The following is a 12,150-nucleotide window of genomic DNA, read 5'->3' on the forward strand; positions in this document are numbered from 1 at the left end:
GGGACATATCCGTAATACCGTTTTCAATAAGCCTGATTGCTATAACAACTAACATGACAGCGAGGCACCGCCATGTCTTGCATCGCGCATTGACTTCACCTGCTCCGCAAAACGAGAGTAAGTTCTTATCAATGACTCGGGGTGCCGTTCCATAAAAGCCGGGTCAATCCCGGCTTTTTTATAGCAATGTCTCAACGCTATGAAAGGGGGCTGATTCAAAGAGGTATCCTTGCAGTCCCCAAATACCAACCTCCTGTAGTCGTTCGAGATGCTGTCTACTCTCTACGCCTTCCACCACTATCTTATTGCAATACCGTTTTATATTTTTTATCAACAAGGGAAATGTGGGTTTATCAATTTGATCATTGAAGAAATGACGGTCAATCTTCACCACTTCGAAGCAGCCTCCAAGCAGGCTGGCAACTGTTGCATTTCCGGCTCCCAGGTCATCCAGCCAGAGTGAGTTAACACCCTGACACAGTGCTTTCAGTATTGGGCTTTTAAGCCCTTGCTCAAGACCGGGAAACTCTTCAGAAACTTCAAGTTTGATAAACGGCATGGAACTGACTGTTAACTGTAATAAACCGTCATGCCTTAAAAGTGTCGCCATATCGTAATCAATGTTGAGAGAGCAGAACAAGCCGTTATGCTCGAACCAGTCCTGCTTACTGGCTATGACCCCAAACTGTTCATAGAGGAAAAGGCGTTTCCGATCGAAATCCCAGCCTGAAATGACAAACTCTGGGTGAAGAGGCCGCCTGGACTCAGAGATAAACCGGGTAAGAAGCTCGACTCCTAACAGCTTACCTTCAAAGTTCATTATGGGTTCAGCAATGAATTCGGAGTGCATGTTACGTTCCAGTTGAGTGATAACTGGCTGATAATGCACCTTTAAAAATTATTGATCAATAATAACGATCAATAATCAAGTAATGATCGATAAAAACGATAAATGTATCTTTTTGATTTTTAATCATAATTTATTTTTAAGATTATTCTTGAAGCTGGTCTTTTTTTAGGGTTGAGTCTTTGGCTTCCCGCTGGCATGATCCAGAACAGGGGTTAACGGGGCGTTAATCTCAACTTTTTGATTTTGTTTTAAATGACTCGGGGTGCCCTTCTTTGTGAAGGCTGAGAAATACCCGTATTACCTGATCTGGATAATGCCAGCGTAGGGAAGTCAGATGCCTTCCCGGTCATCGCTTCTTCACGCAAGGCAGGAGCGATACCATGCAGCCTGACCAGCTCGATTTACACGTTTTACATCAGTTCCGAACCCATTCCCCGCTCACGCACTGTATGACCAACGATGTCGTGCAAACCTTTACGGCCAACGTTCTGCTGGCGCTTGGCGCTTCCCCGGCGATGGTGATTGAAGCCGAAGAAGCCGAGCAGTTTGCCGCGCTTGCGGATGCGGTGCTTATCAACGTCGGCACACTCACCGCGCCGCGCGCCCAGTCGATGCGCCGGGCGATTGAAAGCGCTGTGGCGGCAGGCAAACCCTGGACGCTCGATCCGGTTGCAGTCGGCGCGCTGACGTTTCGCACCCGTTTTTGCCATCACATTCTTTCCCTTAAACCTGCTGCCATTCGCGGCAATGCGTCTGAAATTCTCGCGCTGGCGGGGATGAGCGCGGGCGGGCGTGGCGTCGATACCACCGACACCGCCGCCACTGCGCTGCCTGCTGCCCAGGCGCTGGCACGTCAGACCAATGCCATTGTGGTGGTCACTGGCGAGGTGGATTACATCACTGACGGGCAGCGAACCCGCACGGTAACGGGTGGCGATCCGCTGATGACCCGCGTGGTGGGCACCGGTTGTGCGTTTTCGGCGGTTGTGGCAGCCAGCTGTTCACTGCCTGGCGACAGGCTGGATAACGTGGTTGCTGCCTGTGGATTTATGAAGCGCGCCGGAAGCGTTGCTACAGCACACTCCCGTGGCCCCGGCAGTTTTGCCAGCGCTTTTTTGGACGCGCTTTATAACCTGGAGGAAGAGGCATGAAACGGATTAACGCACTCACTATTGCCGGCACCGATCCAAGTGGCGGGGCGGGCATTCAGGCCGATCTGAAAACCTTCTCCGCGCTGGGCGCATACGGTTGTTCTGTGATTACGGCACTGGTGGCGCAAAATACGCGTGGTGTGCAGTCGGTTTACCGCATTGAGCCGGACTTTGTCGCCGCGCAGCTTGACTCAGTATTCAGCGATGTGCGCATTGATACCACTAAAATCGGCATGCTGGCGGAGACCGATATTGTGGAAGCCGTGGCAGAACGGCTAACGCGTTACCAGGTGCAAAATGTGGTGCTTGATACCGTGATGCTGGCAAAAAGCGGTGATCCGCTGTTATCCGCGTCCGCCGTTGAAACGCTGCGTAAAAAACTGCTGCCGCAGGTCGCGCTCATTACGCCAAATCTTCCTGAAGCTGCAGCGCTACTGGATGCGCCGCACGCGCAAAACGAACGCGAAATGAAAGAGCAGGGAAACGCGCTGCTGGCGATGGGCTGTGGCGCGGTGCTGATGAAAGGCGGGCATCTGGATGACGCGGAAAGCCCGGACTGGCTCTTCACCCGTGACGGCGAGCTGCGTTTCACTGCCCCGCGCGTGCAGACCAAAAACACCCACGGCACGGGCTGTACGCTCTCTGCCGCACTGGCGGCGCTGCGTCCACGGCATGATAACTGGGCCGATACCGTGCGCGAGGCCAAAGCCTGGCTCTCAGCCGCGCTGGCAAAAGCCGATACTCTGGAGGTTGGTCACGGTATTGGACCGGTACACCATTTTCATGCCTGGTGGTAAGCCGTATACTGGCTGGAAACATCAGGCCTGAGAAAAACAGAGATGGAACAAGCGCATACCCGGTTAATCGCTCTACTGAATGAACGGATTGCCGCGCCGGACAACACGCCGCTGTACCTGAAATTTGCTGAAACGGTAAAAAACGCGGTGCGCAGCGGCGTGCTGGAACACGGGAATATTCTGCCTGGCGAGCGGGACCTGAGTCAGTTAACTGGCGTGTCGCGCATTACCGTGCGCAAGGCAATGCAGGCGCTGGAAAAAGAGGGCGTGGTGACGCGCGCGCGCGGCTACGGAACGCAAATCAACAATATTTTTGAGTATTCGCTGAAAGAGGCGCGCGGATTTTCTCAACAGGTGGTGCTGCGCGGACAAAAGCCTAACACGCTGTGGGTCAACAAACGGGTAGTGAAATGCCCGGAAGAGGTCGCCAGCCATTTGTCGATAGAGGCGGAAAGCGACGTCTTTTTGCTTAAGCGCATCCGCTACGTTGATGATGATGCCGTATCGATTGAAGAGTCCTGGGTTCCGGTAGGCTTAATCCCCGACCCGGACGCGATTGGCATCTCGCTGTACGATTACTTCCGCAGCCAGAATATCTTCCCACAGCGCACCCGTTCGCGCGTCAGCGCCCGTATGCCGGACAGCGAGTTCCAGGCGCACATAAAGATGGATGACAAAATACCGGTGCTGGTGATCAAGCAGGTTGCGCTTGACCAACAGCACCGGCCGATTGAGTACAGCATCAGCTACTGTCGCAGCGATCTATACGTCTTTGTGTGCGAGGAGTAGTTCCTCGCGCCCAGGCGCACAGTCCCCGCCGCGGTGGCTGACCACCCATGCAGCAACCGCATTGCCCAGCAGTACCGCATCCGCCAGTGACCAGCCTGCCGCCAGCCCGGCCAGCGTACCGCCCGCATGGCTGTCGCCAGCGCCGATAGTGTCGACGACAGTTGCCGGAAACGCCGGAACGTAACCTGAAGCGTCACCGTCATACCAGGCGGCACCGTCTTTGTCGTGGCGCACAATCAGGGCTGAGCCGAATCGTTGCTGCCACTCTGCGCCCAGGTTTTCAACATTCACAGCCAGTCTTTCCGCGGCAATCTCCGCCTCCTGGCGGTTGAGCGACACAATCGGTTTGCAGGCCATGATCCGCGCCATCAGCGCGTCGGGAATATCTGCGATGCGCGGGCCGAAATCGATAAACGCAGTGACCTCCTGCAACCCTTCCATCCAGGCCGTCAGCAGCTCGCCGCAGGGGGATGCCAGCTGATAGCCGGACAGATAGACCAGGCTCTCCGCCGGGACGTTCAGCGCATCCAGCCAGCCCTGCTGCCACTGATTTTCCACACCGCTGAACGACATAAAGGTGCGCTCACCGTCAGGCTCTACCAGCGCCAGACACCAGCCGTTATCGCCCGTGTCGGCTTCCACGGCGCTGTGCAGATCCTGCTTCGCCATTGCGTTACGGATAATATCCGCCCACACGCCGTGGCCGACGGGCAGGGCGTTTTGTGCCGCAATCCCGAGCCGTTTCAGGGCGATGGCGATATTGAGCGCGCAGCCGCCGATATTCACACCCTGCTGTTTTAGCTCGATATCACAGCCGCGCCACGGCAGGGCATAAGCGTCGGCGATGACGTCAATCACCGCCGCGCCCAGCACCGTCACCGGGCGTGTGGCGTGTAATGTTGCAAGGCGTTCGGCAAAATAACTCATACGCCCTCCCGTTGCTCCCGATAGTGCAGCAGTTTCTCGCAATAATGACCAAAATCGAGCGAGTTAACGGCGTCAAGTTCCGCCTTAAGCGCCGGGTCAACGGCCTGCACACCGTGCAGCGCGCCGCAGATCGCCGTCGCCATCGCGCCGATAGTGTCCGTATCACCGCCGAGGTTAGCGCACAATATTGCGCAGCGGTTCGGGTTGGTGCCTGCCAGTTCAACCATCGCAATGGCCGCCGGAACGGATTCGATGGTGCTGGTTCCCGCCCCAACAAGCTGGTACACCTGCTCGCTGGCCGATTCAATGCCGTTGGCTTCCCGCACGGTTTTGAGTGCCAGTTCAATGCGTGCCGCCAGCGATGCGCTGAAGGTGGTGGTTTTCGCCTCCTGCGCATAGCGGGCGATACCCGGCAGGGCATCCACGATGTTCTGCCAGCTTTCTCCGTCGATGGCGCGCGATATCGCCCAGGCAATCACGACCGCACCGGCAATCGCAAGGTCAGATTTATGCGTCGGGCTGGAGGCCAGCGCCACCTGCTCAACAAAGTGCTCCAGACGAGTGGCGGGCAGCAGACAGCCTAACGGGGAGGCACGCATCGCCGCACCGTTGGTCACGCCGTTGTTCTCCAGCTCGCTCACCGGCTTGCCGTCACGAATAGCGTTGAGGGCAATTTTCGACGTCGGACCGAGCACGTTCTTATTAAACGCATCGAAATCGAGCGCCCAGCGCAGAATATGTTTGCCGATAACATCCGCGTTAATTTGTCCGTCGCACTCGATAATCGCATCGGCCAGGCACAGCGCCATTGAAGTATCGTCGGTGAACTCTGCCTGGTTGAAATAGCAGGCCGCGTTATTCTCTGCCGGACCGGGCAGGAAGCGGTCGATCCAGCCGAAGTGTGCTTTCACGCGTTTTCTCGGCCACAGTTCCGACGGCATGCCCATCGCATCCCCTAAGGCCTGCCCGTAAAGAGCACCGAGAATACGTTCTTGTTTCATTTAACTTCCCCTTGTGTCAGCGCGGTATCGCCATCAACCACCTCAATTGCGGTGATCTCTTTATCCGATTCGCGGAAAAACAGCATAAACAGTACGGCGATCACGGCAATCATGATCCCGCCAAATGTCCACATTCCGGCCCAGTTGAAGGTCAGCCCATTCACCGGCTCTTTGTAAGCGAACATTTTTTCCATCATCACGCCGCCCAGGCGGTATCCCAGCAGGCTACCAAAGCCCTGACAGCACAGCGTAATCAAGCCTTGCGCGGCGGTACGCATGTGCGCAGGTGCTTTTTTGTCCACGTAGATGTACGCGGTCACGTAATAGAAGTCGTAGCTCACGCCGTGCAGCAGAATGCCGAGGAACAGCAGGGCGTAGGTGAAGTATTGGTCTGCACCGCCGTAAACAAAGAAGCCATAGCGGATTGCTGCGGTGATAAGACCAAGCAGTAAGACCTTCTTAATACCAAAGCGTTTGGTGAAGAACGGCAGCGCCAGCATAAAGAAGATTTCGGAGAACTGGCCGAGGGTCATCCAGCCGGTGGCATTTTTCATCCCCACTTCGGTGAGGTAGCCGTTGGCGAAGATGTAATAGAACGCCAGCGGCATCGCGAACAGGAACGAGCAGAAGAAGAACACCAGGAAGTTTCTGTCGCGAAGCAGGATCAGCGCATCCAGCCCCAGCATGACTTTGAAGTCCAGCTTGCCGGTGCTCTTCGGCGGCGTATTCGGCAGGAACAGGGCGAACACGCCGAGCAGGGCTGAGCTGGCGGCGGTCAGCAGCAGCGGGATATTGGTATCCGAGATATCGCTATAGCCCATCATCTGCGGCAGGAACCCACACGCCAGGCCGGAGGCGATCCAGCCGATGGTGCCCATCACGCGGATGCGCGGGAAATCGGCCTCCACATCATCCACGTTGGCGAAGGCGATGCTGTTGGTCAGCGCGATGGTCGGCATATAGGTCAGGGAGTAGGCCAGCAGCAGCGGGAAGAAGGTACTGAACTGGGTTTGCTGGGCGGCGAAGTACATCAGCACGGCACCGGCGAACATCAGTATCGCCAGCACTTTCTGGGCGGCAAAGAAGCGGTCCGTCAGCGAGCCGACCAGGATTGGTGAGAGAATGGCGGCAATGGCGGTACAGGCATAAGACCATCCAATCTCCCCGGCGGTAAAACCGCTTTTGCTCAGCCAGAGCCACAGCGGCACAAACCACGCGCCCCAGATAAACCATTCAACAAACATCATGAACGACAGTTGGACTTTCGTTTTCATTGTTTAATCCTGCATGTCAGAGAGGGTACGCCTTTAACATACCATTCAATAATACCTTTTAAATACCTTTGAGGCGAATATATGATCAGTGTAACAAAATTGTTGTACACGAAACGAGCCAGCAGATTGTGCTTAAAAAAGTTGCAGATGGTGGAAAATCTGTTAAGTCGGTACCAGGCTTAGTCTGCCCGCAAAAATGTGGGTTTGGATTACACGCTCCGACTTAACGTCGGACTTACGGGAGCATCGCTATGACTGATATTGCGCAGTTGCTTGGCAAAGACGCCGACAGCCTTTTACAGCATCGTTGTATGACCATTCCAGCCGACCAGCTCTACCTGCCTGGCCACGACTATGTAGACCGCGTGATGGTGGATAATAACCGTCCGCCTGCCGTGCTGCGAAATATGCAGACGCTTTACAATACCGGGCGTCTGGGCGGCACCGGGTATCTCTCTATTCTGCCGGTTGACCAGGGCGTTGAGCACTCTGCGGGCGCGTCCTTTGCCGCCAACCCGCTGTACTTTGATCCGAAAAACATCGTCGAGCTGGCGATTGAAGCGGGCTGTAACTGTGTGGCGTCAACCTACGGCGTACTGGCCTCCGTGTCGCGCCGCTATGCCCATCGCATTCCGTTCCTCGTCAAACTGAACCACAACGAAACCCTCAGCTACCCAACCGAATACGACCAGACGCTGTACGCCAGCGTCGAGCAGGCGTTCAACATGGGCGCGGTGGCGGTAGGGGCGACCATCTATTTCGGTTCTGAACAGTCGCGTCGTCAAATAGAAGAAATTTCTGCTGCTTTCGAGCGTGCGCATGAGCTCGGTATGGTGACCGTGCTGTGGGCGTATCTGCGTAACAATGCATTCAAAAAAGATGGCGTGGATTACCACGTCTCCGCCGATCTGACCGGCCAGGCGAACCATCTGGCGGCGACGATTGGCGCGGATATCGTGAAGCAGAAAATGGCTGAGAATAATGGCGGTTATAAGGCGGTGAACTTCGGTTACACCGACGACCGTGTTTACAGCAAGCTGACCAGCGATAACCCAATCGATCTGGTGCGTTACCAGCTGGCGAACTGCTATATGGGCCGTGCAGGGCTGATCAACTCCGGTGGTGCGGCAGGCGGTGACACTGACCTGTCCGATGCGGTACGTACCGCGGTGATCAACAAACGTGCGGGCGGCATGGGGCTGATCCTCGGCCGTAAGGCGTTTAAGAAAACGATGGCCGACGGCGTGAAGCTGATCAATGCGGTTCAGGATGTGTATCTGGATAGTAAAGTGACGATCGCGTAACGGATTTGTGATACAGGCCGGGTAAGGCGTAGCCGCCACCCGGCAAAATGCTCAGCGCAGAAGCGGGCAGTCCGGTGGCAACCGGCACTGTAGCGCGCCTGGGATAACCTCAATGCGGAACTGCGTCCCGCTCAACGGTTCTCCGTCGAGATTAAACGTCATCCCGTGCGGAGCATTGACTTCAAACCACGCGGATTTCCCGTCAATGATATTCGGGCTCTGTTCTGGCTGTGTCAGCGTGGTAAACAGCGCTGGCAGCAGGCCATCTCCGGTGAAAATGCGTAGCTGCAATTGCCCGTCATTGATCAGCGCCTCCGGGCATAGCTGCTGCCCGCCGCCTGCCTGACGGCCATTGCCGATACCAATCACCAGCGCATCGCCCTGCCACTGAAACCCTTCGCCGCGAATTTCGCAGCGGTCAGGCTTCAGGGTGTCCATGCGCATCAGACCGTGGATCAGGTAAGAGACGCCACCCAACGCCGCCTTCAGTTTTTCAGGGGTTTCGCTGGTAATGCGCGTGCCAAAGCCGCCGGTTGCCATGTTGATAAAACACGTTTTGTCATTCACCTGAGCAATATCCACAGCGGTGGCTTTACCCAGGATTGCCAGTTGAAGCGCTTTCCCCAACTCCTCCGGAAGCCCGGCGCTGGTGGCGAAATCATTGGCGGTGCCGAGCGGCAATATGCCCATCACCGGGCGGCTGGAAGAGGGGAGGTCAATTAGCGCGCCAGCAATTTCATTAATGGTGCCATCACCACCGCCTGAAATAATGGTGTCGACGCCCAGCCTGATGCTTTCATCGATATAGCGTGCTGCGTCGCCTTTTTCCCACGTTACGCGCACGTGTATACGCGCACCCTCTTCTCGCAGATCCGTAATTGCCTGGCGCAACAGATCGTTGCCTGCACTTTTGCCGTTGAGAATCAATAAACTGTCTGGATAGGTTGCCATCCGCGCTGCTCCCTTTTTTAGCGTTAGTAAGAGTGTATCGCAGAGACGGAAAAAGCGGGTAAGAACAGGATGAAAGGGGAAAAAACGGCAAACGGGCGTTACAATACGAAAACAGGCATTAAATGACATTCCAGGAAATCGATGAGAAATAAAATACTGGTGAGCGCTTGCCTGATGGGTTTCAGGGTGCGTTATAACGGCAGTGAAAAAGCGCAGTTGAGTGCTCAACTGGCTCGCTGGGAACAGGAACAACGCCTGGTTATCCACTGCCCTGAACTTGCAGCCGGATTGTCTGTACCTCGTCCCCCTGCGGAGATTATGTCTGCTGACGGCAAAGACGTGATGCACGGGCAAGCCAGAATAATTGAAAATACCGGGCAGGATGTTACTGAGCAGTATCAGCTTGCAGCCTGGTTAGCACTGCGTGCCGCCCAGGAGTCTGGCTGTAATGCTGCGTTGTTAACTGATGGCAGTCCAACGTGCGGTAGCCAGTTTATCTATGACGGCTCTTTTAGCGGTATACGTAAAGCGGGCATGGGTGTTGCGGCATCACTACTCGCTAAGCATGGAATAGCGGTATTTTCAGAGAGTCAGATTGCAGAACTTGTTACCTGGATTGAGGAAAAAGAAGTGGGAAAAAACAAGCCAGCATAAGAGTGTTTGTAAGCCATATGAAAAGGTAAGTAAGACCACCGCTTACCCGGTGGCCTTTAATTTTTTGGCTTACTTATGAGGAGGGAAATCAATACCCCCATTAGGTGGCCGACACCGATAAATCCTCTGTAATCCCAATTTCCATCCTTTTATAAAACCGAAACGCTTTAGAGTGACTAGCGTGTATCTGGAGCAGGAAGGGGTATGGCGGCAACGATTACGAATACTCATCGGGGCATGATCACGATATATGAGCACGAAACGTATACTAAGCCATTTAAGCATTTGTAACTTCTTTTCTGAAGGTGATGACGTAATAGTGAGTCAACGTTGACTTATTTCCACCAAAGCACCCTGGCCGCTCTTCGATACCGATAGTATCAACGCGCTGGAACTCCCAACCTTCAGTGGCCCAGGCGTTAACCTCTTGCTCTAAATATGCGGCGGCAATACCATTCTTGTTGTCCTTTGCCTTAACAGAAATGTTCGGTGGTATCTGAACCATCTTATACGTGTACATAAAAAACTCCTTGTTGTTTAGGTGGATTCCGATGGTAGAGCCTAACTCCGCATCATTCAAACGGATCGGTATGGCCGCAAGGTAATATGATCATCGTTGAAACTTACCTGATACCTAACCACTCACAAGTCAGAGTGATTTTAGCCGGACCTGAAATTCTCAAACAACACGGGGAGTCAGGGAAGTGGCCTAAATCGAACGATGCGAGCAACTGGAATTAGAGTCATAGCAAAAAGTCCTGATTTACGGGATTTAAGCCTTTAATTAATAAGTGGCATCTATAAAAAATAAGCCCGCGTAAGGGAGATTACGCAGGCTAAGGAGGTGGTTCCTGGTACAGCTAGCATTTATGGGTTATGTTTTTCAGCGGAAGGGATAATACCCGTATTGAACGAAGCGGTATGTGATCCGTTTCTAAGAATTATCCCAGCGCGAAAAAATTCCCCTGCTTAACTATTTGCTGTGTGGATTACGGGTACTTTCACCGTCGAAATTACGCATCAGCAGCGCAAAATCCAGTTCAACGCCTTCCGGGACCGGCAGCCAGACGGTATGTCCGTCGCCCGGTGCAACGGTAATGGCTTCACCTTTGCCGTTTTCCAGATGCTCCAGCGTAAAGTTCATATTGCCCTGCGGGGTCATCAGCTCCAGGCTGTCGCCTTTGGTGAACTTGTTTTTCACTGCGACAGCGGCCAGTGCGCCTTTGCGCTCTCCGGTAAAGTCGCCCACAAACTGCTGGCGTTCGGACACCGAGTAACCGTGCTCGTAATTTTGATAATCATCATGAGTATGACGACGCAGGAAGCCTTCGGTATAGCCACGATGCGCCAGACCTTCCAGCGTCTCCAGCAGGCTGGTATCGAACGGTTTACCGGCAGCGGCATCGTCGATGGCTTTGCGGTATACCTGTGCGGTGCGCGCGCAGTAGTAATAAGACTTTGTGCGGCCTTCGATTTTCAGGGAGTGCACGCCCATCTGGGTCAGACGCTCAACGTGGGCGATGGCGCGCAGATCTTTCGAGTTCATGATGTAGGTGCCGTGTTCGTCTTCAAAGGCGGTCATGTACTCGCCCGGACGTTTGGCTTCTTCGATCATAAACACGCTGTCGGTTGGCGCACCGATACCCAGGGTAGGCTCAACGTTGGTGACCGGAATAGGCTCGTGTTTGTGCACGATATTCCCGATGTCATCCTCTTTACCTTCCTGGACGTTATATTCCCAGCGGCAGGCGTTGGTACAGGTGCCCTGGTTCGGGTCACGCTTGTTGATGTAGCCAGAGAGCAGGCAGCGACCGGAGTAAGCCATGCACAGCGCACCGTGGACGAAGATTTCGATTTCCATATCCGGCACCTGGGTGCGGATCTCTTCAATCTCTCCCAGGGAAAGCTCGCGGGACAGAATGACGCGGGTCAGCCCCATCTGTTTCCAGAATTTCACCGTTGCCCAGTTGACGGCGTTAGCCTGCACGGAGAGGTGAATATCCATCTCCGGGAAATGCTCCCGAACCAGCATGATTAAACCAGGGTCCGACATGATCAGCGCGTCCGGCCCCATCTCCACGACCGGCTTCAGGTCACGGATAAACGTTTTCAGCTTGGCGTTATGCGGCGCGATGTTCACCACCACGTAGAATTTTTTGCCCAGGGCATGCGCTTCATTGATGCCGAGCTGCAGGTTCTCGTGGTTGAATTCGTTGTTGCGCACGCGCAGTGAGTAGCGCGGCTGGCCCGCGTACACAGCGTCGGCACCATAAGCGAAAGCGTAACGCATATTTTGCAGCGTTCCCGCCGGGGAAAGGAGTTCCGGTTTAAACATGATTGTTCTCGTTCTGATGACAGGTCAGATCCGCGTACACCTGGTGCAGCGGTAAGGGGAGATCCCCCACATTAAGGGCGGGCATTGTAGCGCTGCGGGGCGGGGAGGTAAAGTTAT

Annotated in this window: 13 protein-coding genes and 1 riboswitch; of the genes, 5 read left to right on the forward strand and 8 right to left on the reverse strand. The window is 54.6% G+C overall.

Annotated features, from left to right (window positions below; genetic code table 11):
* Positions 1-178: 178 nt before the first annotated feature.
* A complete protein-coding gene (locus tag ABGB15_RS07885; RefSeq protein WP_215722340.1) occupies positions 179-850 on the reverse strand; it encodes an EAL domain-containing protein in 672 nt (223 codons plus the stop codon).
* Between the two features lie 248 nt (positions 851-1,098).
* A riboswitch (TPP riboswitch) is annotated at positions 1,099-1,195 on the forward strand.
* A gap of 35 nt (positions 1,196-1,230) precedes the next feature.
* On the opposite strand from ABGB15_RS07885, the gene thiM reads away from it, so the two are divergent.
* The 3 genes from thiM to ABGB15_RS07900 are packed head-to-tail and all read left to right on the forward strand — an operon-like array spanning position 1,231 to position 3,587.
* Positions 1,231-2,001: a hydroxyethylthiazole kinase gene (gene thiM, locus ABGB15_RS07890; RefSeq protein ID WP_369064154.1), complete on the forward strand. Its 771-nt coding sequence runs from the start codon at positions 1,231-1,233 to the stop codon at positions 1,999-2,001.
* A complete protein-coding gene (gene thiD / locus ABGB15_RS07895; protein WP_215722338.1) occupies positions 1,998-2,798 on the forward strand; it encodes a bifunctional hydroxymethylpyrimidine kinase/phosphomethylpyrimidine kinase in 801 nt (266 codons plus the stop codon). Before thiM ends, thiD begins: the two co-directional genes overlap by 4 nt.
* 42 nt (positions 2,799-2,840) lie before the next feature.
* Positions 2,841-3,587, forward strand: a complete 747-nt coding sequence (locus tag ABGB15_RS07900) for a GntR family transcriptional regulator (protein WP_152081588.1) — start codon at positions 2,841-2,843, stop codon at positions 3,585-3,587.
* Here the strand turns inward: ABGB15_RS07900 and ABGB15_RS07905 are convergent.
* The 3 genes from ABGB15_RS07905 to ABGB15_RS07915 are packed head-to-tail and all read right to left on the reverse strand — an operon-like array spanning position 3,561 to position 6,789.
* Entirely contained in the window at positions 3,561-4,514 is a 954-nt protein-coding gene (locus ABGB15_RS07905; RefSeq protein WP_215722337.1) for a PfkB family carbohydrate kinase, read from the reverse strand. The two genes, ABGB15_RS07900 and ABGB15_RS07905, sit on opposite strands and share 27 nt — an antisense overlap.
* Positions 4,511-5,515 carry an ADP-ribosylglycohydrolase family protein gene (locus ABGB15_RS07910; RefSeq protein WP_215722336.1) on the reverse strand — a complete coding sequence of 335 codons (1,005 nt, stop codon included), beginning with the start codon at positions 5,513-5,515 and terminating at the stop codon, positions 4,511-4,513. The genes ABGB15_RS07905 and ABGB15_RS07910 overlap by 4 nt, the downstream gene beginning before the upstream one ends.
* On the reverse strand, positions 5,512-6,789 hold the full coding sequence (locus tag ABGB15_RS07915) for a nucleoside permease (protein ID WP_152081585.1): 1,278 nt from the start codon (positions 6,787-6,789) through the stop codon (positions 5,512-5,514). Before ABGB15_RS07915 ends, ABGB15_RS07910 begins: the two co-directional genes overlap by 4 nt.
* A 251-nt stretch (positions 6,790-7,040) precedes the next feature.
* On the opposite strand from ABGB15_RS07915, the gene fbaB reads away from it, so the two are divergent.
* Entirely contained in the window at positions 7,041-8,093 is a 1,053-nt protein-coding gene (gene fbaB / locus ABGB15_RS07920) for a class I fructose-bisphosphate aldolase (protein ID WP_010433688.1), read from the forward strand.
* Positions 8,094-8,144: 51 nt separating this feature from the next.
* On the opposite strand, the gene yegS is transcribed toward fbaB, so the two are convergent.
* A complete protein-coding gene (gene yegS / locus ABGB15_RS07925) occupies positions 8,145-9,044 on the reverse strand; it encodes a lipid kinase YegS (protein ID WP_152081584.1) in 900 nt (299 codons plus the stop codon).
* A 141-nt stretch (positions 9,045-9,185) separates the two neighbouring features.
* On the opposite strand from yegS, the gene ABGB15_RS07930 reads away from it, so the two are divergent.
* Positions 9,186-9,698, forward strand: a complete 513-nt coding sequence (locus tag ABGB15_RS07930) for a DUF523 domain-containing protein (RefSeq protein ID WP_215722334.1) — start codon at positions 9,186-9,188, stop codon at positions 9,696-9,698.
* Positions 9,699-9,767: 69 nt separating this feature from the next.
* On the opposite strand, the gene yidD is transcribed toward ABGB15_RS07930, so the two are convergent.
* The 3 genes from yidD to yegQ form a co-directional block, all read right to left on the reverse strand.
* The gene (gene yidD / locus ABGB15_RS07935) at positions 9,768-9,983 is read right to left on the reverse strand and encodes a membrane protein insertion efficiency factor YidD (RefSeq protein WP_215722333.1); all 216 of its coding nucleotides are present in this window, start codon (positions 9,981-9,983) and stop codon (positions 9,768-9,770) included.
* Positions 9,976-10,218, reverse strand: coding sequence for a DUF4177 domain-containing protein (locus tag ABGB15_RS07940; RefSeq protein ID WP_215722332.1), 243 nt, complete (start codon positions 10,216-10,218; stop codon positions 9,976-9,978). Before ABGB15_RS07940 ends, yidD begins: the two co-directional genes overlap by 8 nt.
* 453 nt (positions 10,219-10,671) lie before the next feature.
* Positions 10,672-12,033, reverse strand: coding sequence for a tRNA 5-hydroxyuridine modification protein YegQ (gene yegQ, locus ABGB15_RS07945; RefSeq protein ID WP_369064155.1), 1,362 nt, complete (start codon positions 12,031-12,033; stop codon positions 10,672-10,674).
* Positions 12,034-12,150: the final 117 nt, after the last annotated feature.

The organism is Enterobacter sp. MALB-1, from assembly GCF_041021625.1.
GTDB classification, from domain to species: Bacteria; Pseudomonadota; Gammaproteobacteria; order Enterobacterales; family Enterobacteriaceae; genus Enterobacter; species Enterobacter oligotrophicus.